We start from the raw sequence: 25603 nt of genomic DNA, 5'->3' as shown, positions 1-25603 counted from the left end.
AAGGTCTCGGTAGGGGTAGACTATAGAGACAATAGCGAGCGGTGGTTGTTCTACGCCCTGCGAAGTAGGACAATTATCGGCTTCTCGTCACAATCAGCGACCTTGCATGGCCTTTCTTGCCCTCGGTATCAACCATAAGACTGCCTCGGTAGACGTACGCGAGCGCGTGGCGTTTACCCCTGAGCAGTTGGTGGACGCCTTGCAGCAGCTCTGCCGACTGACCGCCAGCCGCGAAGCCGCGATCCTTTCGACCTGCAACCGCAGCGAGCTTTATATAGAGCAGGACCACCTGGGCGCAGAGAGTATCCTGCGCTGGCTGGCCGAATATCATCAACTGAGCCTGGATGAACTGCGCGCCAGCGCCTACATCCATGAAGATCACGATGCCGTGCGGCACATGATGCGGGTGGCCTCCGGGCTTGACTCGCTGGTGCTCGGCGAGCCGCAGATCCTCGGGCAGATGAAGTCGGCCTATGCCGTGGCCCGCGAAGCCGGGACCATCGGCCCATTGCTCGGGCGGCTTTTCCAGGCCACCTTCAGTGCCGCCAAGCAGGTACGCACCGACACAGCCATCGGCGAAAACCCGGTGTCGGTAGCCTTTGCCGCGGTGAGCCTGGCCAAGCAGATCTTCAGTGACCTGGGTCGTAGCCAGGCGCTGCTGATCGGCGCCGGTGAAACCATTACCCTGGTCGCCCGCCACCTGCACGAGCAGGGGGTGCGCCGCATCGTCGTGGCCAACCGCACCCTGGAGCGGGCCAGCACCCTGGCCGAACAATTCGGTGCGCATGCGGTATTGCTGGCCGACATTCCCCAGGAGCTGGTCAACAGCGATATCGTCATCAGCTCCACCGCCAGCCAGTTGCCGATCCTCGGCAAGGGCGCGGTGGAAAGCGCGCTGAAGCAGCGCCGGCACAAGCCGATCTTCATGGTCGACATTGCCGTGCCGCGGGATATCGAGCCGCAGGTTGGCGAGCTGGACGACGTCTACCTGTATACCGTCGACGACCTGCATGAAGTGGTCGCCGAGAACCTCAAGAGCCGCCAGGGCGCTGCCCAGGCCGCCGAAGAACTGGTTTCGGTGGGCGCCGAAGATTTCATGCTGCGCCTGCGCGAGCTGGCTGCGGTGGATGTACTCAAGGCTTATCGTCAGCAGAGCGAACGCCTGCGCGACGAAGAACTGCAAAAGGCCCAGCGCCTGCTGGCCAACGGTACCAGCGCCGACGAAGTGCTGGTGCAACTGGCCCGTGGCCTGACCAACAAATTGCTGCATGCGCCCAGCGTGCAGCTGAAAAAGCTCTCTGCCGAAGGCCGCCTCGATGCGCTGGCCATGGCCCAGGAACTCTTTGCCCTCTCCGAGGGTTCGACGGATAAAACCCCGCAATGAAAGCGTCGCTGCTGAATAAACTGGACACGCTCCAGGACCGTTTCGAGGAACTGACCGCCCTGCTGGGCGATGCCGAGGTCATTTCCGACCAGACTCGCTTTCGCGCCTATTCCCGTGAATATGCTGAAGTCGAGCCGGTAGCCGTTGCCTACGCCCAGTGGCGCAAGGTCCAGGATGACCTGGCCGGCGCCCAGGCGCTGCTCAAGGACAGCGACCCCGACCTGCGCGAAATGGCCGTTGAGGAAGTGCGCGAAGCCAAGGAGCAACTGGCGCTGCTGGAAAACCAGCTGCAGCGCATGTTGCTGCCCAAGGACCCCAACGACGGGCGCAACGTGTTTCTGGAGATCCGTGCCGGGACCGGCGGTGACGAAGCGGCGATCTTTTCCGGCGACCTGTTCCGCATGTATTCGCGCTACGCCGAAAAGCGTGGCTGGCGCCTGGAGATTCTCTCGGAGAACGAAGGCGAGCATGGCGGTTACAAGGAAATCATCGCCCGGGTCGAAGGCGACAGCGTCTACGGCAAGCTGAAGTTCGAGTCCGGTGCTCATCGAGTTCAGCGCGTACCGGAAACCGAATCCCAGGGCCGTATCCACACTTCGGCCTGCACCGTGGCGGTGCTGCCCGAGCCTGACGAGCAGGTAGCGATCGAGATCAACCCGGCGGACTTGCGTGTCGACACCTACCGCGCCTCCGGTGCCGGTGGTCAGCACATCAACAAGACCGACTCGGCGATCCGTATCACCCACTTGCCCACCGGCATCGTCGTCGAGTGCCAGGAAGAACGCTCCCAGCACAAGAACCGTGCCCGGGCGATGTCCTGGCTGTCGGCCAAGCTCAACGACATCCAGACCAGCGCGGCGCAGAATGCCATGGCCAGCGAGCGCAAGCTGCTGGTCGGCTCGGGTGACCGTTCCGAACGAATTCGTACCTACAACTATCCACAGGGGCGGGTGACCGATCACCGCATCAACCTGACCCTGTATTCCCTGGATGACGTTCTGGCCGGTGGGGTCGACGCGGTTATCGAGCCGTTGCTGGCCGAATACCAGGCTGACCAACTGGCTGCACTGGGTGAGTAAATGACGATTATTGCCAGCTTGCTCCGCGGTGCGGAGCTGCCGGATTCGCCGACGGCGCGTCTGGATATCGAACTGCTGTTGGCTGCGGCCATCGGCAAGTCGCGCAGCTACCTGCACACCTGGCCGGAGCGGATTGTCAGCAGCGAAGCGGCACTGACCTTTGCCGACTACCTGCAACGTCGGCGTGCCGGCGAGCCGGTGGCCTACATCCTCGGTCAGCAGGGGTTCTGGAACCTCGACCTGGAGGTGGCCCCGCATACCTTGATCCCACGGCCGGAAACCGAACTGCTGGTTGAAACCGCCCTGCAGTTGTTGCCGGCAAGCGCCGTCAAACTGCTCGATCTTGGTACCGGCACCGGCGCCATTGCTCTGGCCCTGGCCAGCGAACGTCCGCTGTGGCAGGTCACCGCCGTTGACCGCGTCCTCGAAGCCGTGGCCCTGGCCGAGCGCAACCGCCAGCGCTTGCAGTTGAACAACGTGACGGTGCGGAGCAGTCACTGGTTCGATGCCCTGGCAGGCGAGTGCTACGACCTGATCATCAGCAACCCGCCGTACATTGCCGCCGCCGACCCGCACTTGGTGGCCGGCGACGTGCGCTTTGAGCCAAGCAGCGCGCTGGTCTCCGGCGAAGACGGCCTGGATGACCTGCGCAGCATCATCAGCCAGGCGCCGGAGCACCTGCTGCCCGGTGGCTGGTTGCTGCTCGAGCACGGTTACGACCAGGCCGCCGCGGTGCGCGAGCTGCTGGCCAAACATGACTTCGAACAGATTGAAAGCCGCCTGGACCTCAACGCCCACGAGCGCATCACCCTGGGGCGGCTGTCGTGCTGACCGATCAGGAACTGTTGCGCTACAGCCGGCAGATCCTCCTGGCGCAGGTAGATATCGACGGTCAGCTGCGCCTGAAAAACAGTCGGGTGCTGATCGTCGGCCTCGGCGGCCTCGGTTCGCCCGTGGCGCTGTACCTGGCGGCTGCTGGCGTTGGCGAGTTGCACCTGGCTGACTTCGACATGGTGGACGTCACGAACCTGCAGCGCCAGGTACTGCATGACACCGCTTCGGTGGGCCTGAGCAAGGTCGACTCGGCGCTTGCACGCCTCACTGCAATAAACCCTGAAATCACCTTGCAGGCTCATCGCAGTGCCCTGGACGAAGACTCCCTGGCCGAGGCAGTCAAGGTCGTGGACCTGGTGCTGGATTGCTCGGACAACTTCGCCACCCGCGAAGCGGTCAACGCCGCCTGTGTAGCCCAGGGCAAGCCGCTGGTCAGCGGCGCGGCAATTCGTCTGGAAGGGCAGTTGTCGGTGTTCGACCCGCGCCGCCCGGAAAGCCCCTGCTACCACTGCCTGTACGGGCATGGCAGCGAAGCCGAGCTGACCTGCAGCGAAGCCGGTGTGCTTGGCCCGCTGGTCGGCCTGGTCGGCAGCCTGCAAGCACTCGAGGCCTTGAAGCTGCTGGCCGGTTTCGGTGAGCCGCTGGTGGGGCGCCTGTTGTTGATCGATGCCTTCGGTAGCCGATTCCGTGAGCTGCGGGTCAAGCGTGACCCAGGCTGCAGTGTCTGTGGCGAGCATCATGACTGAAGCTGCGGCGGCGCCGGTCGGCGTTTTCGATTCCGGGGTCGGCGGCCTGTCGGTACTGGCCGAGATCCAGCGCCTGCTGCCTAATGAGTCGCTGCTGTATGTCGGCGACTGCGGGTACATTCCCTATGGCGAGAAGTCGCCGGAATTCATCCGCCAGCGTTGCCGTGTGGTTGCCGAGTTCTTCCGTGCACAGGGCGCCAAGGCCATGGTCCTGGCCTGTAATACCGCGACAGTGGCGGCGGTGGCAGATTTGCGCGAACAGTATTCACACTGGCCGATAGTGGGTATGGAGCCGGCGGTAAAACCCGCCGCTGCCGCGACCCGCAGCGGTGTCGTTGGCGTGCTGGCCACCACCGGCACCCTGCAAAGCGCCAAATTCGTCGCCTTGCTTGATCGCTTTGCCAACGACGTTCGCGTCGTCACCCAGCCTTGCCCGGGGCTGGTGGAGTGCATCGAGGCTGGCGACTTGAACAGCCCGGTGGTGCGCGAGCTGCTGCAAGGCTATGTGAAACCCTTGCTCGATGCCGGCTGCGACACCCTGATCCTGGGCTGCACCCATTACCCCTTCCTCAAGCCTTTGCTGGCGCAAATGCTCCCGGCCTCGGTGGCGATCATCGATACCGGCGCCGCGGTTGCCCGGCAATTACAGCGCCTTCTGGGCGAGCGCGAGCTGCTGGCCACGGGACCTGCTCGGGATGCGCAATTCTGGACCAGCGCCAGCCCCGAACATATGAGAAAGATCCTTCCAATGTTGTGGAATAAATCTGACAGTGTGCGAAGCTTTGCAATGTAAAAAAAGTGTGAAAAGCACTCAACATTGACTGAACTAACGCAACGTTGCCGATTTCTATTTATTGTCTGGTGAGACAAGAAAACCAACAACAGCATTAGGAAATAGGACGTTTCTCATGAAGAAACTGCTTTGCTTGGCTGCTCTTGCAGCCGTTACCCTGGGGCAATCTTTCACAACTCAAGCAGCGGACGTTTCGTTCTCGATCGGGCAGACCGGCGACTCGACCATGACCTATCGGCTGGGCCTGCAATCGAACTGGGATGCCAGTTGGTGGCAAACCAGCGTAGGCCGTATTACCGGCTATTGGGATGGTGCCTACACCTACTGGGATGGCGACGAGACGGCAAGTAACCACAGCCTGTCGTTTGCGCCGGTGTTTGTTTATGAGTTCGCCGGTGAGTCAGTCAAGCCCTACATCGAAGCCGGTATTGGTGTCGCCGCATTCTCCAGTACCGAAGTTGAGAGCAACAAACTTGGCTCCTCCTTCCAGTTCGAAGACCGTATCGGCTTCGGCCTGCGCTTTGCCGGTGGCCACGAAGTTGGTGTGCGCGCCATTCACTACTCCAACGCCGGGCTGCAAACGCCCAACGATGGTGTAGAAAGTTACGCATTGCACTACCGTATGCCGCTCTGACTTCAAGTACCGCCCTGTGGTTTACACAGGGCTTGAAGGTCGCTCGGGCAATGGCCAGAGGCTGTTGAGGTTGAGGGCTTCGAGCAGTAATTCCGGGGCTCGTTCGGGGAGCCGCTGGACGATCACATCGGCGGCGCTTTCCGGGGTCCACTGTTCGGGCATGACCTGAACCCCGACCAGCGGCACTTTCAAGGCCTGGGGCGCGACAAGGGTCAGGTCGATGCCTTTACTCTGCAGATTCTGCCGCTCGGCACGAAACACTTCTGCCAGGTTGTTGCTCGGTGTTGCCGGCTGGCTTGGCTCGTAGAGTTGCAGTGCGGAATAGCGGCTGAGCACCGCCAGGACTTGTGGCGCCTGGCCTTTTTCCAGTAGCGGCACTGCAACGTTCAGGCAGTGGACCGAGGCGCTCAGGTTGCTGCTGGCGATGGCTTCGAAAATTGCCGTCGGCGAGAGGCTGGCGTCCAGGTAATCGCAGGTGCCGGCATTCACCAGCAGGCAATCGAGGGCGCCCCAGTGTGCCTGGAGTTGCTGGCCGGCCTGCGCCGCTTGCACGCCATCGTCCAGATTGCCGTCGAGCAACAACAGCTGCTCGGGGTTGAGCTGCGACAGGCCCGTGAGTTCAGGTGATGCCCGGCCGCTGGCCGCGACCTTCCAGCCCTGCTCAAGCAGTTGTTGCACCAATGCCAGGCCCAGGCCGCTGCTGGCGCCGGTGACCCACACTTTACGCGCGATGGGTTCGCTCACGTTACTGCCCTCTCTTCCTGCCGCGTGGGTAAATTCTTGAATGCATTCAACGCACGTTGGCGACTGCTACTGAGGTCCACAATAGGCTGTGGATAAAGGTTAGAAGCAAAAAGATCGTCAGTAATCACTGGATGGTGGATATTTTTTTCAGCTACATCCACCAGTTCCGGTAGCCATTGCCGAATGAAGCTACCACCTGCATCGAAGCGTTGCGACTGGCTGAGCGGATTGAAGATACGAAAGTACGGCGCGGCATCGGTACCGGTCGAGGCGCTCCACTGCCAGCCGCCGTTGTTGGCGGCCAGGTCTCCGTCGATCAGGTGGCGCATGAAAAAGCGTTCGCCTTCGCGCCAGTCGATCAACAGGTTCTTGGTCAGGAACATGGCGACGATCATGCGCAGGCGGTTGTGCATCCAGCCGGTGGCGTGCAATTGGCGCATGGCGGCATCGATGATCGGGATACCGGTCTGCCCTTGCTGCCAGGCCTTGAGTTCATCCGGCGCGTGGCGCCAGGGCAGGGCCTCGGTTTCCGGGCGGAAGGCGCGGTGCATCGAGACCCGCGGGTAGCCAACCAGAATATGCTTGTAGAACTCCCTCCAGAGCAGTTCGTTGATCCAGGTCACCAGGCCCCGGTTGCCACTGTCGAACTCGCCAAAGTTGTGGCTTAGCGCGGCGTGCAGGCACTGGCGCGGCGAGATCACCCCGGCAGCCAGATAGGCCGACAATTGGCTGGTGCCGGCGACCGCGGGAAAGTCGCGCTGCTCCTGGTAATCCTCGGCGCGTTCGTCGATGAAGCGTTGCAGGCGTCGCTGCGCTTCATCCTCACCGGCTGGCCAGAGGTCGCGCAAGGATTGTGGGGGCGGCTGGAAACCGGCGACTTCACTGGGCACCGGGTCGCTGGCGACAGCTGTCGGCGCTTGCGCCTTCAGCTCGTTGACCAGGCGCGGCAAGCCCAGGTGCAGGCGCTCGTAACAGACCTTGCGGAACTGGCTGAAGACCTGGAAGTAGCCGCCGCTGCGGGTAAGGATGCTGCCGGGCTTGAACAGCAGTTGGTCGAGATAGCCGTGTACGGCAATGCCTTGCTGGCCGAGGGCGGCTTGTACCGTCTGGTCGCGGACGCTTTCATTGACGCCATATTCCTCGTTGAAATGCACAGCCTGTACCTGGTGTTCACGGCACAGTCGTAGCAAGGCTTGCGGTACCTGTTGCCAGGTGTCGGCGTGACGGATCAGCAGGGGAATGTTCAACTGCGCCAGCGCTGTGCGCAGGCTTTGCAGGTTGCGCAACCAGAAGTCGACCTTGCACGGCGCATCGTCATGGTCCAGCCATTGCCCGGGGCTGAGCAGCCATACCGCGAGGGTCGGGCCGTGTTCGCAGGCCGCTGCCAGCGCGGTGTTGTCGAGTACGCGCAGGTCGCTGCGCAGCCAGATCAGTTGCATGGTGTTCCTTTGCCATTGGCGGTGGTGTTCATGGCGCGCGTCCACTGAGTCGTTGCAGGCAGTGCAGCGCTGCCTGGGGAGAGTCGAGGGCAAACAGCGTCTCGTCCGTCCAGGCCTGCAGGGCATGCTTATGAATGCTGACTGCGCGGCCACACAGGAGTTTCGGAATTTCGACGTTGGCCAGGTTTCGTTGCAATCGGGATATGTCGACCGACTTGTCGACGCTCAGCAGCAACGCCCAGGGCTGCAGATGGCCTACAGCCAGGCTCAGCTCGTTGCCGGGCGGCGGCCAGTCGAAGACCTGCACCGGAAACCCGGCATTGCTCGCCAGCCAGGCGCTCAGCCAGAGCCGTGGGTCGAAGGCCAGGTCCGAGCCGTTGACCAGCAGCAACGGGGCTCCGCCGAGCTGATGGTTGTTGTGGTAGATCCGCGTGCCCAGTTTGCTGCGCAGCCAGGAATGAAAGAACACTTGCTCAAGCCCTGCGGCAAACTGGCCCTGCCAGCGCAGTTCCAGATCGGCAAGCAGCGGCATCAACAGGTGTTCGCAGAGCGTTGCCGCCGGGTACAGGGCCATGGCCTGGTTCAGGTGTTGCTCAAGGCGGCGCTCGGCGAGGGCGGCAATGGCCTCTTTCAGTTGCTCGCGCAGGCCTTGCCAGTCGCTGCCGGCAGGCGATTGCGCTGCACTGGGGGTGGCGTCCAGCAAGGATCTGACCTGGCTGACCGCGGCACCGCGGTTGAGCCAGGTGAGAATCTGCTGGATGCGCTGGACGTTTTCCTGGCTGTACAGGCGATGCCCCTTGCCGGTGCGTTGCGGCACGATCAGGCCATAACGGCGTTCCCAAGCGCGCAGGGTGACCGGGTTGACGCCGGTCAGGCGCGTCACCTCGCGGATCGGCAGCAGCGCATCAGATGGCATTGCGCAGGCTCAGGTTTTCCGGGTGCGGTTGCAGGTATACCTGCTGCGCCAGGTAGGGGTCGGGGTGGTTGCGCAAGTGATGCTTGAGCAGCGTCAGAGGCACCACCAGCGGTACTACGCCGGCATGGTACTGGGCGATCAGTTGCTGGATTTCCTGCTTGTCGTCGCGGCTCAGGGCATCGCGCAGGTAACCGCTCAGGTGCAGCAGCACATTGCTGTGGGTGCCGCGGCTGGCGCAGCGGCGCAGGGCCTGCATCAGCTGGCTGAAATAGTGCGGGGCAAGCACTTCGGGGTCATCGTCACGGGTCATGCTGCCCAGCAGTTTGCCCAGCGTCTTGTACCGTTGAGGGTTGTGGGCCATCAGCTGGTACTTGTAGCGGGCATGAAAAGCGATCAGGGCGCCACGGCTGACGCCATCGGTGAGCAGTTGCTGCCAGTCGGCGTAGGCGTACACGCGGGTGATGAAGTTCTCCCGCAGTACCGGATCGCACAACCTGCCGTCTTCCTCCACCGGCAGGTCAGGATGCTGTTCGCAGAACGCGGCGGCGAACAGCCCGCGGCCGCCTTCCGCTGCCGGGTAGCCATTGGCCTGATAGACCTTGACCCGTTCCAGGCCGCAGGACGGTGATTTGTGCATGAAGATGTAGCCGCAGATGTCGCCAAGATCCTTGGCCATCTGTTGACCATAGGCGCGCAACGGACCGGACAGATCCAGGCCCGGGTCGCGACTGCACACCGCCTGCGGGTCGGCTGGATCGCCGATCAGACGGATAGGTGCGCGAGGCACGCCCAAGCCAATGGCGACTTCCGGGCACACCGGGACGAACTCGAAGTGTTCGCTGAGCACCTCGTTGCACAGTCGCGAAGCCTTGTGACCACCGTTGAAGCGCACCTCCTGACCGATCAGGCAGGCACTGACAGCGATGCGGGGTTTGCGCGGCAGGTCATGAGCGTCCATGAACAGATCCCGAAAAATATTGTACAAAAATAAAAAGCTGTACAGATAAATCTCATCATAGAGATAAACCTGTGCAAGTCAAATTACTTGTACAACATTTGTGCAGGATGTCGAAACACGCGCAGCGGGGCTGAACAGAAGCAGCCCCGATAAGCTATTCCAGGTGTTCCAGCAAACGCCGGGCCGCTTCCTGGCCGCTCAACCAGGCACCCTCGACGCGGCCAGACAGACACCAGTCGCCGCAGGCATACAAGCCCAGGTCGGCATCCGCCAGGGCACCCCATTCGTGGTTGCTGGCCGGCCGGGCATAAAGCCAGCGATGGGCGAGGGAGAAATTCGGAGCCGGGACCACGCAGCCGACCAGCTCGGCGAAGTCGCCCCACAGCTGCTCGATGACGGCCTCCTTGGCCAGGTCGATATGGTGTTTGCTCCAGCTTGCGGTGGCATGCAGTACCCAGGTGTCCATATGTTCATCGCGCCCGGGTTTGCTGCGGTTGCGCGCCAGCCAGTCGAGGGCGCTGTCTTGTACGAAGCAGCCCTGCATCGGGGTGTCGAGCGGTGTGTCGAAGGCCAGGGCAATGGCCCAGGTCGGGTCCATCTGCACGCCGGCCGCAGTGGCGGCGAGCTTGGGGGCGGCGCTCAGCAGCTGGGTAGCCTGGGGTGCCGGCACGGCGACCACCACCCGGCTGAACGGACCGTGGCTGCAGCCGTCTGTGTCCTGCAGGTGCCAGTACTTCTGGCCGCGATAGACCTCGGCAATACGGCAACGGAAGTTCACCGTGACATCCTTGAGCAGGCCGCGGGTGATGGCGCTCATGCGCGGTACGCCGACCCAGCGCGTCTGTTCATCGGGGGAGGGGCTCAGTACACCATCCTGGTAGTGATACAGCTGCGGCTTCCATTCTGCCGCCCAGCCGGCGGCCACCCATTGTTGCAACTGGTCGACAAAACGCCGGTCACGGGCAGTGAAATACTGGGCGCCAAGGTCGAGGGCGCCGGCATCGCTGCGCTTGCTGGCCATGCGTCCCCCGCTGCCGTGGCCCTTGTCGAACAAATGAACGGTCTGCCCGGCTTTCTGCAATGCCTGGGCCGCGGAAAGGCCGGCAATACCGGCCCCGATGATGGCAATAGGTACAGTCATGATGGCCTCTTCGAACCTTATGGTTGCAGACTACGCTGCCCGGTAAACCTGTACAATGCATGAATCCTGTATAAGATGATTCCGCTCGTTACCACAGGTTGGCCTATGTTTATCCGAGAGCGATCGGTCAAAAAAGTGCCTTGTTGTTAAAAATAGACCACTGGCGCGCCATGTGAGGACACAGCCATGCATATATTGCTGACCGGCGGTACCGGGTTGATCGGCCAACACCTGTGCCAGCACTGGCTGGCCCAGGGGCATCGGCTGACGGTCTGGAGTCGTCGCCCTGAACAGGTGGGCAGGTTATGTGGTGCTGGCGTGCGCGGCATTGCCCGGCTTGACGAGTTGGCCGATGACGACACCGTGGATGCGGTGATCAATCTGGCCGGTGCACCGATAGCCGATCGGCCCTGGAGTTCCAGTCGACGGGCATTGCTCTGGGCCAGTCGGATCACCCTGACCGAACAATTGCTGGCCTGGCTGGAGGCGCGCCAGCAGCGCCCTCAAGTGCTGATTTCGGGCTCGGCGGTAGGTTGGTATGGCGATGGTGGCGAGCGTGAACTCACCGAAGCCTCGCAGCCGGTCAAGGAGGATTTTGCCAGCCAGCTGTGCATCGCCTGGGAAGAAACCGCCATGGCTGCCCAGCCTCTGGGTATTCGTGTGGTACTGGTGCGTACCGGCTTGGTGCTGTCGAGCGAGGGCGGCTTTTTGTCGCGCCTGCGCCTGCCGTTCAAACTGGGGCTGGGCGGGCCTATTGGCGATGGTCGGCAGTGGATGCCGTGGATTCATATACACGACCAGATCGCCCTGATTGATTTTCTCTTGCAGCACAAGGATGCCAGCGGTCCTTATAATGCCTGCGCCCCGGAGCCGGTGCGCAACCGCGAGTTTGCCAGGCGTCTGGGCCGGGCCATGCATCGCCCGGCGTTCATGCCGCTGCCGGCGCTGGTGCTCAAGGCCGGGCTGGGCGAGCTGTCGACCCTGCTGCTGGGGGGGCAAAGGGCGCGGCCGGTACGTTTGCTGGCCGCCGGTTTCACCTTCCGCTTCAATGATCTGCAATCGGCCCTGGATGAACTGTCCAGCCGCCTCTGAAATAGGACGTTGCATGACCGATCACGCTTTGCTGCTGGTCAACCTGGGTTCACCGGCTTCCACCTCTGTCGCCGACGTGCGCCGGTACCTCAATCAGTTTCTCATGGACCCCTATGTCATCGATCTGCCGTGGCCGGTGCGCCGGTTGCTGGTGTCGCTGATTCTGATCAAGCGCCCGGAGCAGTCGGCCCATGCCTATGCTTCGATCTGGTGGGACGAGGGCTCGCCACTGGTGGTGCTGACCCGTCGCCTGCAGGCGGCCATGCGCGAGCAGTGGAGCCACGGCCCGGTGGAAATCGCCATGCGCTATGGCGAGCCTTCGTTGCCGACAGTACTGGCACGCCTGGCCAGCCAGGGCGTGCAGAAGGTCACCCTGGCGCCGCTGTATCCACAGTTTGCCGACAGCACCGTGACCACGGTCATCGAGCAGGCCAGGCAGGTGATTGCCGAGCAGAAGCTGCCGATTGAGATGGCGATCCTGCAGCCGTTCTACGACAAGCCTGAATACATCGATGCCCTGGCCGCCAGTGCGCAGCCTTATCTGCAGCAGGATTACGACCACCTGCTGCTGAGCTTTCATGGCCTGCCCGAGCGGCATCTGAAAAAGCTCGACCCGACCGGCAACCATTGCTTCCAGGATGCCGATTGTTGTCGAGACGCTTCGCCCGAAATGCTTGCAGTTTGTTACCGCGGCCAGTGCCTGCGCACCGCCCAGGCGTTCGCGAAGAAGATGGGCATTGCCGACGGCAAATGGTCGGTGTCATTCCAGTCACGGCTGGGGCGGGCGAAGTGGATCGAGCCCTATACCGAAACGCGCCTGGATGAGCTGGGTAAGTCAGGGGTGAAAAAGCTGCTGGTGATGTGCCCGGCATTTGTCGCCGATTGCATCGAGACCCTGGAGGAAATCGGTGATCGTGGGCGCGAGCAGTTTGTCGAGGCGGGCGGCGAGGAGCTGGTGCTGGTGCCGTGCCTGAATGATCACCCACAGTGGGTGCAGGCGTTGAAGGGGATGTGTCTGCAAGCAGGTTGAATGCAAGGGGCCGCTGTGCGACCCATCGCCGGCAACGCCGGCTCCCGCAATGGCAATGCATGCACTCTGTGGGAGCTGGCTTTGCCAGCGATGGGCCGCGCAGCGGCCCCATCAGGCAATCAGATCAAGGCAACTGATCGTCCAGCGCCTTGTTTTTCCAGCTGTCGTTACCCGGCAGCAGCAGGTTCAAGGCAATAGCCACCACGGCACACAGGGCGATGCCCTTCAGGCCCCAGTCGTCCGGGCCAGTGCCGCTACCGATCAGCACGCCACCGATACCGAATACCAGGGTCACCGAAACGATCACCAGGTTGCGCGCCTCGCTGAGGTCGATCTTGTGACGGATCATGGTGTTCATGCCCACTGCGGCGATCGAGCCAAACAGCAGGCAGAGGATGCCGCCCATTACCGGTACCGGAATGCTTTGCAGCAGCGCGCCGAACTTGCCGATGAAAGCCAGGGTGATGGCAAAGATTGCCGCCCAGGTCATGATCTTCGGGTTGTAGTTCTTGGTCAGCATCACCGCGCCAGTCACTTCGGCGTAGGTAGTGTTGGGCGGCCCACCGAACAGGCCGGCGGTGGTGGTGGCGATGCCGTCACCGAGCAGGGTACGGTGCAGGCCAGGCTTCTTCAGGTAATCGCGGCCAGTCACGCTGCCCACCGCAATCACGCCGCCGATGTGCTCGATCGCAGGTGCCAGGGCCACCGGCACGATGAACAGGATCGCCTGCCAGTTGAATGCTGGCGCGGTGAAGTGCGGCAGGGCCAGCCATGGCGCGGCGGCGATCTTGGCGGTGTCGACCACGCCGAAGTAGAACGACAGGCCAAAGCCCATCAGTACACCGGCGATGATCGGCACCAGACGGAAGATGCCCTTGCCGAACACCGCGACGATCAGGGTGGTCAGCAGCGCCGGCATGGAGATCATCATGGCGGTGCCGTACGGCAGCAGCTCGGTGCCGTCACCCGCCTTGCCCATGGCCATGTTGGCGGCAATCGGTGCCATGGCCAGGCCGATCGAGATGATCACCGGGCCGATCACTACCGGTGGCAGCAGGCGGTCGATAAAGCCGGTGCCTTTGATTTTTACGGCAAGGCCGAGGAAGGTGTAGACGAAACCTGCAGCCATTACCCCGCCCATGGTCTCGGCCAGGCCGAACTGGCCTTTGGCGAGGATGATCGGGGTAATGAAGGCGAAGCTGGACGCCAGGAATACCGGAACCTGACGGCCAGTTACCACCTGAAACAGCAGAGTTCCCAGACCCGCAGTGAACAGCGCGACGTTGGGGTCCAGCCCCGTAATCAGTGGCATCAATACCAGCGCGCCGAAGGCGACGAAGAGCATCTGCGCGCCGGAGACGACCTGGCGCCAGAGCGGGTCGTTGAACTCATCCTGCATGTTCAGGCGTCCTTCTGCTTGGTACCGAAGATCTTGTCACCGGCATCGCCCAGGCCAGGGATGATATAGCCGTGCTCGTTCAGGCACTTGTCGATGGATGCGGTATAGATCTGTACGTCCGGGTGGGCTTTCTCGACGGTGTCGATGCCTTCTGGCGCGGCAACCAGGACCATCGCGCGGATGTCCTTGCAGCCGGCTTTCTTCAGCAGGTCGATGGTGGCGACCATCGAGGCGCCGGTGGCCAGCATCGGGTCGATGATCAGGGCCAGGCGCTCGTTGATTTCCGGTGCCAGCTTTTCCAGGTAGGTGTGCGCTTCGAGGGTTTCCTCGTTGCGGGCCACGCCCACGGCGCTGACCTTGGCGCCAGGAATCAGGCTGAGCACGCCGTCGAGCATGCCGATGCCGGCGCGCAGGATCGGTACTACAGTAATCTTCTTGCCAGCGATCTTCTCGACCTGGACCTTGCCGCACCAGCCATCGATTTCATAGCTTTCCAGGGGCAGGTCTTTGGTGGCTTCGTAGGTCAGGAGCGTACCGACTTCCTGGGCGAGCTCGCGAAAATTCTTGGTGCTGATATCGGCGCGGCGCATCAGGCCGAGCTTGTGGCGGATCAGCGGATGGCGGATCTCACGGGTAGGCATAGGGAAAAGCTCCGGGGGGCGGGCAAAAAACCGCGCTAGATTAATCTATTCAGCCATGCATGTCCTCAGGCTTACTGGACGTTAGTCCAGAAATGCTTGATCTGATGCGACGGGATGCGTACCTTTGCCCGCTTTTCTCAATTGCCGCCCCTTGGAGAGCGCCATGTCCGCCGATCTCGAGCACATCCGTCAAGTCATGCGCGAGGCTGACTGCCTGCACACCGAAGCCGAAGTCGAAGCAGCCATTGCCCGCGTGGGCGCGCAGATCACCGAAGTGCTGGCCGATAGCAATCCGGTAGTCTTCTGCGTGATGAACGGCGGTTTGATCTTCGCCGGCAAGTTGCTGACCCATCTGCAATTCCCGCTGGAATCGTCCTACCTGCACGCCACCCGCTACCGTAACCAGACCAGCGGCGGTGACCTGTTCTGGAAGGCCAAGCCGGAAGTCTCGTTCATTGATCGCGATGTGCTGATCATCGACGATATTCTTGACGAAGGTCATACCCTCAGTGCAATTATCGATTTCTGCAAACATGCCGGTGCTCGTGCCGTGCATACTGCCGTCTTGATCGACAAGGACCATGACCGCAAGGCCAGCGCCGACCTCAAGGCCGATTTCTGTGGCCTGAGCTGCGTTGACCGTTACGTGTTCGGTTACGGTATGGACTACAAAGGTTACTGGCGCAATGCCAACGGCATCTACGCGGTTAAAGGGCTCTGACTCATGCGCCAGCCTGGCTTTCTCGATCAACAACTGTTTGCCGAGCTGGCCGCCAAGTCCGCGACCAATCCGCGCGGCCGCCAGCACCACAACTTCCATGAAATGGACGAGCCCTGCCACCGCATGGCAGTAGGTCTGCAGCCTTCTACCTATATTCCGCCGCACCGGCACCTGTCGGCAGACAAGGCCGAGTGTCTGATCGTGCTGCGCGGCACCTTGGGCCTGTTGATTTTTGACGAGCAAGGTGCGGTCGTGAATAAGCGTGTGTTGCAGGCGGGAGGCGACTGCCTGGGCGCCGACCTGGCGCCAGGTACCTTTCACGGCCTGGTGGTGCTGGAGGCCGACAGTATGATGTTTGAGTGCAAGTCTGGCCCGTATCGTCCTGTTGGTGAAGGTGAGCACCCCGCTTGGGCACCGCGCGAAGGCGGACCGGGAGTTGCCGAGTATCAGGCCTGGATGCGCGCGCAGTTCGATTGAAATTGCGATGACGCTGTCCCATGCTAGAGTGCCAGGCTGCCCCCAAGGAGCCTGTCATGCGTGCATTTTTCCCCTTGTTGTTTCTGCTGAGCCTGCCGCTGGCCGCGGCGCCCCTGCACAGCCAGTTCCTGCCGCCCGATGACCTTGGGGTGCGCAAGGAAGTGGCAGATTCGCAGCAGTTGCTGCAGGTCACCAGCTACTCGGTGGTGGTGGGCAATCAGCGCCAGTCCAACCAGCAACCGATCCCCGTCACTTCGCCGTTGATCCTGCGCCTCAAGGGCAAGCCGCTGAGCAAGGGTGCGACCATCAGCCAGGTGCTGATCAGCTTCGATGCCGAAAGCAAAAGCCTGAAAAAGCCGGTGTTCGACGACAAGAGCAAGACCCTGACGCTCAACTACCCGCTGGCCCAGTACCGGGTGATGCTCGACCTGCTGCGCAACGATACCGTCTATGTGCAGTTCCTCAGTTACCCCAATGGCCACATCTGGGCGGATCTGCACACTGGTAGCGTACGCGCGCGTTGAGTGCCGGCGCTGCCCGGGGGTAAACTGCCGACCCGTGAAAATGTCCGTGATGGTTCAGTTGGAGTCGGCAATGCGTAAAGACAAGAAGCAAGTGATTGGTGATGAGATCAGCGACGACTACATCAAGTCGTTCCTCCAGTACGAGCCGGCTGATGCCGTTACTTCGCCGTCGCATCACAAGCTGATCAAGGGCTACCGCGGCCTGCGCATCGATGACTTCGAGCGCTATGTCGGCTTCTTCGTCGCAGCCGGTTATGACCTGGACGGCAAGGACGAGCACGGCCAGACCTTCGTCGAGATCATCAAGGACCAGCGCAACGCCGCCGAGTACATCGAGATCATCGATAACGCCCGCGGCTGATAAAACAGCGCCTATAAAAAAACGCCCCGAAGGGCGTTTTTTTATGCCGGCAAGTTACGCGTAGCTCTGTGCCGGGCTGCTTTCGACCAGGCCCAGGACCTCGTCGTTGTGCGCGCTGATCTTGTGATACAGGGCAGCGTCGGTGGCCAGGACCTTTTCCCGGGCGGGGAAAATTTCCTTGAGCTTGGCAGCCCAGGCGCCCTTGGTCTGTTCGGGGAAGCAGCGCTCGATCAGTTCCAGCATGATCGACACAGTCACCGAAGCACCCGGCGAAGCACCGAGCAAGGCGGCCAGGGAGCCGTCCTTGGCTGCGACCAGTTCGGTACCGAATTGCAGGATGCCGCCTTTTTTCGGGTCTTTCTTGATGATCTGCACGCGCTGGCCAGCCACTTCCAGGCGCCAGTCCTCGGCTTTGGCCTCGGGGTAGAAGCGGCGCAGGGAGTCCAGGCGCTGCTCCATCGACTGCATCACTTCGCTGACCAGGTACTTGGTCAGGTCCATGTTGTCGCGGGCCACGGCCAGCATCGGGCCGATGTTGCCCATGCGTACCGACAGCGGCAGGTCGAGGAACGAGCCGTGCTTGAGGAACTTGGTGGTGAAGCCGGCATACGGGCCGAACAGCAGCGAGGTCTTGCCGTCGACCACGCGGGTGTCCAGGTGCGGCACCGACATCGGTGGCGAGCCTACCGCAGCCTGGCTGTAGACCTTGGCCTGGTGGCGCTTGACCACTTCCGGATTGTCGCAACGCAGCCACTGGCCACTGACCGGGAAGCCGCCAAAGCCCTTGCTCTCCTCGATACCCGACAGTTGCAGCAGCGGCAGGGCCGCGCCACCGGCGCCGAGGAACACGAAGCGGGCGTCGACTTCACGGCTGCTGCCGCTGTTGACGTCCTTGATGCTGACGGTCCAGCCACTGCCGTTACGGCGCAGGCCGGTGACCTTCTTGCAGTACTTGACCTGTGCTTCGGGAGCGTTGGCCAGGTGCTTGAGCAGCTTGTTGGTCAGCGCGCCGAAGTTGACGTCGGTGCCTTTCATGACGCGGGTGGCAGCGATCTGCTGGTCGGCTGGGCGACCTGGCATCATCAGCGGCATCCACTCGTTCATCAGCGCCTTGTCTTCGGTGTATTCCATCTCGGCGAAGGCATGATGCTGCTTGAGCATCTCGAAGCGCTTCTTGAGGAAGCTGATGCCCTTTTCGCCCTCGACGTAGCTCAGGTGCGGCACAGGGTTGATGAACGCCCGTGGCGAGCTGAACGCGCCTTTTTTGCTCAGGTAGGCCCAGAACTGCCGGGACACCTCGAACTGGGTGTTGATGTGCACCGCTTTCTTGATATCGATGCTGCCGTCGGCGGCCTGTGGCGTGTAGTTCAGTTCACACAGCCCGGCATGGCCGGTCCCGGCGTTGTTCCACGGGTTGGAACTTTCCGCGGCACCCGAATCCATCAACTCGACGACTTCCAGCTTGATCGCCGGGTCGAGTTCCTTGAGCAGTACGGCCAGGGTGGCACTCATGATGCCTGCCCCTACCAGTACTACATCGACTGCTTCGTTCTGCGCCATTAACGCGTCTCCAAAATCTTCAGCACCAAATTGACAGCATAGGATCCCTGGCTTGCCAGGATCGCCATGTCCGATTCTTCGCAGTTTTTGCAACTTCAGCGGACACCACCAACCGGGCTTTGCGTTGCCTATGAACGCATTTTACAGCCGGTGCGGCAATTCGACTTATGGTCAAGGTATCCGTCGTGCGTTATGGACCGGTTTCAGGCACCCATTGCAAATGAGCGCTGTTGCCAGCTGTTCAGGGCTGTTCGGGACACTTTAGGTGCTTTTGCACATGCCAGACTGTTCATTGCTCGCCACACTCTCGTGAAGTTGTGAAAACCCGTTTTTTCACGCTCTTTTGGAGACGTGAACCTCAAAATGGACTGCGCGATGGCAGACCCGGCAGGTTCAGGCAGAGCAGAGGGCCGAATGACGCAGGCACACTGGCTGGTGCAAGACCTGTGTGGAAGGCTCTCTGTGGGCGGTGCGGGGGATGCGCAATGCTGGGCATTGGCGGTACTGCGAGGCCCGATCAGGAGACGTCCTTATAATCGGGGGGAGATTATAGCGATGTCGCGGGCAGAAAAGCTCTTTATTAGCGACTTTTATTGAGGCAAAACTCAGGCGGCGAGGCTGCGCTGCAGCCAGTTTCCGCTGACACGCTTTGAAACACGGGCGCTGGCGGGCAGCGGGCGGTTAAGCCAGGCCAGGCGAATTTCGTTGATTTCCACCCAGCCGCTGGTCGAAGGAGCCTGCGCACACTGCTTGAAGGCCTGGCAATGGCCCAAGGCGTCGAGGCGGGCGAAGCAGCGTTGCGGATTGCGTTTGAACAGCAAGGCCAGGAGCGAGGACATGGCGAGGTATCCCTGTGAAGAACTGAGGCAAGGATAACCGTGCAGTGATGAAACGATTGTGACAGCGAACCGGGGCTGGGCACGCCTGTCTTATTCACTAATGGCACGCCGATAGCTGGGCTGCCCCGTGCTGGTTATACTGGCGGCCTTTGCTGCCTATTCTGGAGAGATGAGCATGTTGCAACGTTTGTTGTTCGGTTTGATCGCGGTGACCAGTCTGACCCTGGCCGGTTGTGCCCACAGCCCGCAACAACTCAGCCCGCAACCGAAACTCAACGCCCAGCTGGCGCCGGTCGGCCATGGTCAGCCGGTGGTGGTCAAGGTGGTTGATGGCCGTGCTTCGCAAACCCTGGGCACCCGTGGCGGCCTGTACCCGGAAACCAGCGCCATCACCGTGGCCGGCAACGACATCCTGCCAAAACTGCAGGCCCAGGCCGAAGCGGCGGTGCGTCTGCTGGGCTTCACCCCGACGCCGAACGCCTACAACGCGCCCCAGCTGACCGTGACCCTGGCCGAACTCAAGTACCAGTCGCCAAAAGAAGGCATGTACGTGACCGAAGCCACCATCGGTGCGACCTTCAAGGCTGACGTGGCCAACGCCAACCGTCGCTACAGCGGCCGTTATGGTGCTTCGCTGGACCAGCGCTTCGGCATGGCACCCAACCAGGAGACCAACACCAAGCTGGTGGGCGATGTGCTCAGCGATGCGCTGACCCGTCTGTTCAAGGACCAGGCCATCGGGCAGATCCTCGGCGAATAAATCGCAACAGCAAAAAGCCCGATGTCTGCGTGGCAGGCATCGGGCTTTTGCGTTTCTGGGCGCTCAGGCGGCTTCGACGTAGAAGTCCAGCATGCTGATGCCGGTCGGAACGTCGACTTCGGGCAGATCATCATGAGCGTGCCCGCCCAAGGCGCAGTACACCAGCCATTGGCGGTCCTGGACGTTGAACGCCAGGCCGTCGATCAGCGCCTGCTGCTCGTCGCTCTGGGCGATCAGGTAGAGGCGGTCCTGGTTTTCGGCGTGCAGCATGACAAGCTCCGGTGGGTGACGACGGCCGATAGAGTGGCGTGCCTAGATGACGAGCGTGTGACGGTGCGAATTAATCGTCGTTTGTCGCAAAGGGCAGGCAGGGGCGCGGGGCTTGGGTAGAATGCCCGCCGTGTCGAAAGTATCGATGTACTTCTTTTGAGGTTTTGCGATGTCGTTGCAAGTGATCTGGGGGCTGTTTGCCGCCCATCCGGCCAAGCTGATCAACCTGCTGGCTCTGGTGCTGACCTGCCCGGGCGGCTTGCTGCTGCACAGCGCCCGCCGCCGCGCGGCGCAAACCCTGGCGGGCATGGCCGCCGATGAAGTGGTGGTCGATGGCATGAGCCTGCGCATCAACCGTTTCTACTACATTCTCGGTTTTGCCTTTTTGGCGCTGGCCTTGTTGCTGTCCTGGTTCAGCACCTGGGTGTGATCGGGGCTGCTTCGCAGCCCATCGCTGGCAAGCCAGCTCCCACAGAGTGTTCCTATGGGAGCTGGCTTGCCAGCGATGCAGGCGACGCGGTGCGACCTAAAGCGCCAACCCCGCCTTGACCCGGTACTGATTGCGTACCGGCGTCGCATACTGCTGCACCAGGTACGGCCGCTGCTCGGCCGGACAGGCGTCCAGGCGGCGTTGCCATTCGGCCTGGGCGCGGGCCAGTTCATCGGCCGGGAACACCTTGGCCGCTGCCGGCACGTCCAGCGCCGGATCGGCATCAGCCCATTGCGCATACGCCAGGTAATGCACCGGGAACAACCGGTAGCCGGCCAGGATCTGCCGATCGATCTCGGCGGCCAGTTGCTTGGTGTCCTCGACGAACGCGGTCACCGGCGGGGCAAAGTTGATGTGCACACGGCCTTTGTAGCCAGTAATGCCCTGGGCAATGCTGACGTCATCTTCACCGGGGGCCTTGCTGTAAGTGCCGGTGGTGGCGCGAATGTACAGCTCGCGGGCCTTGGCCTGGTCGCACGGGTCGTACTCGTAACTGATCGACACCGGGCTCAGGTTCAGCGACTGGATCACTGCGCCGAACGGCTCGTCCTTGCGGCTCATGTGGAACATTTTCAGGATTGCCGAATCGGTACGGTCATCACCATCCTTGGCCCGGCCTTCGGCCTGGGCGATCCAGATCGACTGGCAATCATTGCGGATCGAATGGTTGATGTAGGCTGAGAGCAACTGGTAAGCAGCAAGCTTTTCCCGGCGGCCACTGATCGAGCGATGAACGATAAAGCTCTTGTTCAGGCGCATCATGTCGCTGACGAACGGCTTTTGCAGCAGGTTGTCGCCGATGGCGATGCGCGGGGTCGGCAGGCCGGCGTGGTACACGGCATAGTTGACGAACGCCGGGTCCATGACGATATCGCGGTGGTTGGCCAGGAACAGGTAGGCGGTACCCGACTTGAGCTGCTCGACGCCGGTGTAGGTCACGCCGTCGGTCGCCCGCTCAATGGTGTGGTCGACGTAGTATTCGACCTTGTCCTGCAGGGTCGAGACGCAGCTGACCCCGGCAAACTCTTTACGCAGGCGCCGGGCGATCAGCGGCTTGAGCAGCCAGCCGAAGGCCCCGGCCATGCGCGGGAAGCGGAAGTGGGTGAGGATATCGAGGAATGCCGGGTCGCTGAGCAGCCGTGCCAGAACGGCAGGGACTTCAGCGTCGTCGTACGGTCGGATGGCATCGAATTCGCCCATCATGCTCTCTTGTTGGAAACGGCTAGGGTAATAGGTAGGGGCCGGGGTCTGAAAAACGGCTCAGACACACTCAGGACCTGTAAATAGACCGGCAATTATACGCACAAGTCACTCGGGAGGCCGCGATGCTGGAGACAGCGTTCTACGATTGTCCTTATTGTGGTGAAGAAGTCGAGACGACGGTGGACCTGTCGGGCGGTGATCAGGAGTACATCGAGGACTGCCAGGTGTGCTGCAAGCCGATCAGGTTCGTGCTGCAGGTGCATGGCGAGGAATGGATGCTGGACGTTTATGGTGAGAATGACTGATGCGGCGAATCTACGATCCCGAAAGCCTGCTGGAAGCCGAAATGCTCATCGGCATGCTCGCCAGTGAAGGCATCCCCGTGCACCTGGTTGGCCGCGACCTGATGGGCGCCATGGGCGACCTGCCGATGCACGGCCTGCTGGGCCTGGCGGTCGCCGATGAGCAGGCCGACAGCGCACGCCAGCTGATCGCCGCGTACAATAGCGCCCAGCCACTTGCGGGCGACGAACCGGAGAACATCCCCGGAACCCTGATTTGCTAGGTTTTTGCCCTCATGTGTGGACGTTATGCACTGTTTCGCTGGTCTCCCGCCTTTGCTGCCTTGCCGGGATTTCCCAGTGACCAGCAGGCGCAATGGAACATCTCCCCCGGCGCTTCGGTGCTGATTCAGCGCCGCCTCGACGATGGTCAGATGGAACTGGCGCGGGCACGCTGGGGGCTGACTCCCGCCTGGCTCACCGATTTATCGCGTACCCCGGCTCATGCCCGGGCCGAGACCCTGGCCGAACAGCCGATGTTTCGTGAAGCCTTTCGCCTGCGCCGCTGCCTGCTGCCGGCCAACGGTTTCTACGAGTGGCGTGGCACCCAGCGCAAACGGCCGTACTGGCTGACGCCGGGGGAGGGCTCTTCGCTGTTTTTTGCCGCGATCTGGGAGGCGTATCCGGTGCAGGACCAGGTCTGGCTGAGCACCGCAGTGGTGACCCAGGCAGCGCTGAGCCAGCGTCGGCCGCTGATTCTCGATGCGGCCGGGCAGGCAGCCTGGCTTGATCCCGAAACCCCGCCAGCGCGCTTGTACGAGCTGCTGGCGGGCGGCCAGGCACCGCTGCGTGAGCGGGTGTTGGCCAATATGGTCAACGATCCGAAGCTTAATGGGCCGGAGTGTTTGACCCCGGCTTGAGGGTGCTTGAAAGGGCTTCGCCGGCAAGGCCGGCTCCCACAGTGGAGTGTGTGTACTGACCTTGTGGGAGCTGGCCTTGCCAGCGATGGGCTGCGAAGCAGCCCCAAGACCTCACACCCTGAACTGATTGATCAAGCGCCGCTGCTGCTCGGCCAGCTTGGTCAGCTCGGCACTGGCGGTACTCGACTCATCCGCCCCGCCAGCTACCTCGTTAGCCACCTGGCCGATATTGATCACATTGCGGTTGATGTCTTCGGCCACCGCGCTCTGCTCTTCGGCAGCGCTGGCAATCTGCGTGTTCATGTCGTTGATCACCGATACCGCCTGGGTGATGCTCTCCAGTGCCTCGGCGGCGCGGGCGGCCTGCTGCACGCTGTCGTCGGTCTTGCCCTGGCTGTCTTCCATCACCCGCACCACATCGCGGGTACCCTGCTGCAGTTGCTGGATCATCTGCTGGATTTCTTCCGTGGCCTGCTGGGTTTTCTGTGCCAGGTTACGCACCTCGTCGGCCACCACGGCAAAACCACGGCCCTGTTCACCCGCGCGGGCCGCCTCGATGGCGGCGTTGAGCGCCAGCAGGTTGGTCTGCTCGGCAATCGCGCGGATGGCGATAAGGATGGCGTTGATGTTTTCGCTGTCACGGGCCAGATTCTGCACCACGCCGACCGCGCGGCCGATTTCCTCGGCCAGGGCGCTGATCGAATGGGACGTATCGCGCACGATGGCCAGGCCCTGGTGGGCCGCATGGTCCGCATTGCTGGCGGCCTGGGCCGCATGGGTGGCGTTGCGCGCCACGTCCTGGGCAGTGGCGGTCATCTCGTGTACGGCGGTGGCCACCAGGTCGATCTCGGCCATCTGCTTGTGCACGCCCTGATTGGTGCGGATGGCGATGTCGGCGGTGTGCTCCGAGGAGTCGCTGACCTTCTGCACCGAGGCCACCACCTGGCTGATCATCGCCTGCAGCTTGCTCAGGAAAGTGTTGAAGCCCTTGGCGATCGAGCCCAGTTCGTCGGCGCGATCGCTGCTCAGGCGGCGGGTCAGGTCGCCTTCGCCCTGGGCGATGTCATCGAGCATCGCCACCATCTGCCGCAGCGGCCGGGCAATGCCGTGGGCCAGCAGCCAGATCACCAGCAGGCCAAGGGCGGCGATGCCCAGGCCGACCACGGTCATGCCGGTGATGTCGGTGCGGCGCTGGGCGCTGAGGTCGCTTTGCAGTTTTTCCACATCGGCCATCACTGCGCTGATCGGCAGCTCCAGCAGCAGGGTCCAGCGGGCGTCGGTATTGGCGATCTTGAACGGCAGGTACAGCTCGATGCGGCCAGCGGCCTGATCGACTTCGTAGTGCAGTTTTTCGCCGCTCAATTGCGCCAGGGTGCCGGCGGCATTGGCGTCGAGGACGTCGCTGGCTTTCTCGCCAAACTTGCCCGGGTCTTTGGTGAAGGCCACCAGGCGGCCGTTGCCGGACACCAGCGCCAGTTCGCCGGCGCCGTCGTACAGCTGGCGGTCGGCGGTAATGAGCAGTTCCTGGATGAAGTTGACCGAGAGGTCGGCGCCGGCGATGCCCTGGAACTTGCCGTCGATCATGATCGGCTCGACGAACGAGGCGAGCATCACCACCTTGTCGCCGACCTTATAAGGCGCCGGGTCGATGACACAGGCTTTCTTCGATTCCCGCGGGCACAGGTAGTACTCACTGGCGCGCACGCCGGTGGCAAGGATGGTCTGGTCATTGACGTCGGCCAGCTTGTCCAGGCCCAGGCTGCCGTCTTCGTTGCGGAACCACCAGGGCAGGAAGCGCCCGGTGGCGCTGTCGATACCGGTGACCGAGGTACCGGCGAAGCGCGCGTCATCGTGGTCCAGGGCATTGGTTTCCCAACCCAGGTAGGTGCCGAGGATCAGCGGGTTGGTCAACGCCGTCTGCTTGAGCAGGGCGATCAGTTGTTGGCGTTCGATCTTCAGCAGCGGATTGCCGCTGGCGTCCTGCATGCCGAGCATGGCGTTGCTGGTGGCAAGGCCGCGGGCAATCAGCAGCGGCGCTTCCAGGCCGCGCTGGATCTCGCTGACCTGAGTCCGCGCCAGGGCGGTCAGGCGCTGCTCGATCACCGCTTCGAATTGCTGCTGGGTGCGGCTTTGCACCAGCTCCTGGGTGCGTTCGCCGGAGTACACGGCATAGAGCACCAGGGCAGCGACAATACTCAGGACAATGGCGCCAGCCAGGGCGGCGACGGAAAACTGGATCGACCGGAACTTCATGTGGGGCTCCAAGCGCAAGGAAAGGCGTCTGCCTTGCGTTATCGGCCCGGCGGGGCGAAAGCATGAGCACCGTCTGGAGAAATCTTCATCAGGGATATGGCGGGCTCAACCGAG

At 62.2% G+C, this 25603-nt stretch carries 29 protein-coding genes; 17 read left to right on the top strand and 12 right to left on the bottom strand.

The window, feature by feature from the left end; translation table 11 throughout:
* Positions 1-106 precede the first annotated feature (106 nt).
* The 6 genes from hemA to JV241A_RS21125 all read left to right on the top strand — a co-directional run bounded on the left by hemA (position 107) and on the right by JV241A_RS21125 (position 5470).
* Entirely contained in the window at positions 107-1384 is a 1278-nt protein-coding gene (gene hemA, locus JV241A_RS21150) for a glutamyl-tRNA reductase (protein ID WP_115088755.1), read from the top strand.
* Positions 1381-2463 carry a peptide chain release factor 1 gene (gene prfA, locus JV241A_RS21145; protein WP_115088754.1) on the top strand — a complete coding sequence of 361 codons (1083 nt, stop codon included), beginning with the start codon at positions 1381-1383 and terminating at the stop codon, positions 2461-2463. Before hemA ends, prfA begins: the two co-directional genes overlap by 4 nt.
* A complete protein-coding gene (gene prmC / locus JV241A_RS21140) occupies positions 2464-3294 on the top strand; it encodes a peptide chain release factor N(5)-glutamine methyltransferase (RefSeq protein ID WP_115088753.1) in 831 nt (276 codons plus the stop codon).
* On the top strand, positions 3288-4043 hold the full coding sequence (locus JV241A_RS21135; RefSeq protein ID WP_134064310.1) for a molybdopterin-synthase adenylyltransferase MoeB: 756 nt from the start codon (positions 3288-3290) through the stop codon (positions 4041-4043). The genes prmC and JV241A_RS21135 overlap by 7 nt, the downstream gene beginning before the upstream one ends.
* Complete coding sequence (gene murI, locus JV241A_RS21130) at positions 4036-4836, top strand: glutamate racemase (protein ID WP_115088751.1); 801 nt, start codon at positions 4036-4038, stop codon at positions 4834-4836. Before JV241A_RS21135 ends, murI begins: the two co-directional genes overlap by 8 nt.
* Before the next feature lie 115 nt (positions 4837-4951).
* On the top strand, positions 4952-5470 hold the full coding sequence (locus JV241A_RS21125; protein ID WP_115088750.1) for an acyloxyacyl hydrolase: 519 nt from the start codon (positions 4952-4954) through the stop codon (positions 5468-5470).
* Positions 5471-5491: 21 nt separating this feature from the next.
* Here the strand turns inward: JV241A_RS21125 and JV241A_RS21120 are convergent, their stop codons facing one another.
* From JV241A_RS21120 to JV241A_RS21100, 5 genes are all read right to left on the bottom strand, one after another.
* Positions 5492-6214, bottom strand: a complete 723-nt coding sequence (locus tag JV241A_RS21120; protein WP_240047892.1) for an SDR family oxidoreductase — start codon at positions 6212-6214, stop codon at positions 5492-5494.
* Positions 6211-7653: a deoxyribodipyrimidine photo-lyase gene (gene phrB / locus JV241A_RS21115; protein WP_134064308.1), complete on the bottom strand. Its 1443-nt coding sequence runs from the start codon at positions 7651-7653 to the stop codon at positions 6211-6213. The genes JV241A_RS21120 and phrB overlap by 4 nt, the downstream gene beginning before the upstream one ends.
* 28 nt (positions 7654-7681) lie before the next feature.
* Positions 7682-8569 (bottom strand): MerR family transcriptional regulator, encoded by an 888-nt coding sequence (locus tag JV241A_RS21110; RefSeq protein ID WP_134064306.1) that lies wholly within the window; start codon positions 8567-8569, stop codon positions 7682-7684.
* A complete protein-coding gene (locus tag JV241A_RS21105; protein WP_115088747.1) occupies positions 8559-9527 on the bottom strand; it encodes a DUF523 and DUF1722 domain-containing protein in 969 nt (322 codons plus the stop codon). The genes JV241A_RS21110 and JV241A_RS21105 overlap by 11 nt, the downstream gene beginning before the upstream one ends.
* Positions 9528-9681: 154 nt before the next feature.
* A complete protein-coding gene (locus JV241A_RS21100) occupies positions 9682-10668 on the bottom strand; it encodes an FAD-dependent oxidoreductase (protein ID WP_115088746.1) in 987 nt (328 codons plus the stop codon).
* 186 nt (positions 10669-10854) lie between these two features.
* Between JV241A_RS21100 and JV241A_RS21095 the strand changes: the two genes are divergently transcribed.
* On the top strand, positions 10855-11760 hold the full coding sequence (locus tag JV241A_RS21095) for a TIGR01777 family oxidoreductase (protein WP_115088745.1): 906 nt from the start codon (positions 10855-10857) through the stop codon (positions 11758-11760).
* A gap of 13 nt (positions 11761-11773) precedes the next feature.
* Entirely contained in the window at positions 11774-12790 is a 1017-nt protein-coding gene (gene hemH / locus JV241A_RS21090) for a ferrochelatase (RefSeq protein ID WP_134064304.1), read from the top strand.
* A gap of 124 nt (positions 12791-12914) precedes the next feature.
* Here hemH and JV241A_RS21085 read toward each other — a convergent pair whose 3' ends face one another.
* Entirely contained in the window at positions 12915-14189 is a 1275-nt protein-coding gene (locus JV241A_RS21085; protein WP_115088743.1) for a uracil-xanthine permease family protein, read from the bottom strand.
* Positions 14190-14191: 2 nt separating this feature from the next.
* Positions 14192-14830: a uracil phosphoribosyltransferase gene (gene upp / locus JV241A_RS21080; RefSeq protein ID WP_115088742.1), complete on the bottom strand. Its 639-nt coding sequence runs from the start codon at positions 14828-14830 to the stop codon at positions 14192-14194.
* Between the two features lie 163 nt (positions 14831-14993).
* On the opposite strand from upp, the gene JV241A_RS21075 reads away from it, so the two are divergent.
* The 4 genes from JV241A_RS21075 to JV241A_RS21060 all read left to right on the top strand — a co-directional run bounded on the left by JV241A_RS21075 (position 14994) and on the right by JV241A_RS21060 (position 16913).
* On the top strand, positions 14994-15551 hold the full coding sequence (locus JV241A_RS21075) for a hypoxanthine-guanine phosphoribosyltransferase (RefSeq protein WP_010225758.1): 558 nt from the start codon (positions 14994-14996) through the stop codon (positions 15549-15551).
* Between the two features lie 3 nt (positions 15552-15554).
* Positions 15555-16028, top strand: coding sequence for a WbuC family cupin fold metalloprotein (locus JV241A_RS21070; RefSeq protein ID WP_134064302.1), 474 nt, complete (start codon positions 15555-15557; stop codon positions 16026-16028).
* 56 nt (positions 16029-16084) lie between these two features.
* Positions 16085-16552, top strand: coding sequence for a hypothetical protein (locus JV241A_RS21065; protein ID WP_134064300.1), 468 nt, complete (start codon positions 16085-16087; stop codon positions 16550-16552).
* A gap of 70 nt (positions 16553-16622) precedes the next feature.
* Positions 16623-16913: a PA4642 family protein gene (locus JV241A_RS21060; RefSeq protein WP_115088738.1), complete on the top strand. Its 291-nt coding sequence runs from the start codon at positions 16623-16625 to the stop codon at positions 16911-16913.
* Positions 16914-16967: 54 nt separating this feature from the next.
* Here the strand turns inward: JV241A_RS21060 and mqo are convergent, their stop codons facing one another.
* On the bottom strand, positions 16968-18473 hold the full coding sequence (gene mqo / locus JV241A_RS21055; protein ID WP_134064298.1) for a malate dehydrogenase (quinone): 1506 nt from the start codon (positions 18471-18473) through the stop codon (positions 16968-16970).
* A 605-nt stretch (positions 18474-19078) separates the two neighbouring features.
* A complete protein-coding gene (locus tag JV241A_RS21050) occupies positions 19079-19312 on the bottom strand; it encodes a hypothetical protein (protein WP_115088736.1) in 234 nt (77 codons plus the stop codon).
* A 175-nt stretch (positions 19313-19487) separates the two neighbouring features.
* On the opposite strand from JV241A_RS21050, the gene JV241A_RS21045 reads away from it, so the two are divergent.
* Positions 19488-20072, top strand: coding sequence for a YajG family lipoprotein (locus JV241A_RS21045; protein ID WP_115088735.1), 585 nt, complete (start codon positions 19488-19490; stop codon positions 20070-20072).
* 63 nt (positions 20073-20135) lie between these two features.
* On the opposite strand, the gene JV241A_RS21040 is transcribed toward JV241A_RS21045, so the two are convergent.
* Complete coding sequence (locus tag JV241A_RS21040) at positions 20136-20342, bottom strand: hypothetical protein (protein WP_115088734.1); 207 nt, start codon at positions 20340-20342, stop codon at positions 20136-20138.
* A 169-nt stretch (positions 20343-20511) separates the two neighbouring features.
* On the opposite strand from JV241A_RS21040, the gene JV241A_RS21035 reads away from it, so the two are divergent.
* Positions 20512-20772 (top strand): hypothetical protein, encoded by a 261-nt coding sequence (locus tag JV241A_RS21035; RefSeq protein WP_115088733.1) that lies wholly within the window; start codon positions 20512-20514, stop codon positions 20770-20772.
* A gap of 96 nt (positions 20773-20868) precedes the next feature.
* Here the strand turns inward: JV241A_RS21035 and JV241A_RS21030 are convergent, their stop codons facing one another.
* Positions 20869-22035: a 1-acyl-sn-glycerol-3-phosphate acyltransferase gene (locus tag JV241A_RS21030; protein ID WP_166675726.1), complete on the bottom strand. Its 1167-nt coding sequence runs from the start codon at positions 22033-22035 to the stop codon at positions 20869-20871.
* A gap of 122 nt (positions 22036-22157) precedes the next feature.
* On the opposite strand from JV241A_RS21030, the gene JV241A_RS21025 reads away from it, so the two are divergent.
* The 3 genes from JV241A_RS21025 to JV241A_RS21015 are packed head-to-tail and all read left to right on the top strand — an operon-like array spanning position 22158 to position 23236.
* Entirely contained in the window at positions 22158-22340 is a 183-nt protein-coding gene (locus JV241A_RS21025; protein WP_134064296.1) for a CPXCG motif-containing cysteine-rich protein, read from the top strand.
* On the top strand, positions 22340-22600 hold the full coding sequence (locus JV241A_RS21020; RefSeq protein WP_115088731.1) for a DUF2007 domain-containing protein: 261 nt from the start codon (positions 22340-22342) through the stop codon (positions 22598-22600). The genes JV241A_RS21025 and JV241A_RS21020 overlap by 1 nt, the downstream gene beginning before the upstream one ends.
* Positions 22601-22612: 12 nt before the next feature.
* Positions 22613-23236 carry an SOS response-associated peptidase gene (locus JV241A_RS21015; protein WP_115088730.1) on the top strand — a complete coding sequence of 208 codons (624 nt, stop codon included), beginning with the start codon at positions 22613-22615 and terminating at the stop codon, positions 23234-23236.
* Positions 23237-23347: 111 nt separating this feature from the next.
* Here JV241A_RS21015 and JV241A_RS21010 read toward each other — a convergent pair whose 3' ends face one another.
* Entirely contained in the window at positions 23348-25489 is a 2142-nt protein-coding gene (locus JV241A_RS21010) for a methyl-accepting chemotaxis protein (protein WP_134064294.1), read from the bottom strand.
* Between the last annotated feature and the right edge of the window lie 114 nt (positions 25490-25603).

The sequence above is a fragment of the Pseudomonas sp. JV241A genome (assembly GCF_900275665.1).
GTDB lineage: Bacteria > Pseudomonadota > Gammaproteobacteria > Pseudomonadales > Pseudomonadaceae > Aquipseudomonas > Aquipseudomonas wadenswilerensis.
Note: the sequence above shows the minus strand (reverse complement) of the source record. Positions and strands in the feature narration are given on the sequence as shown.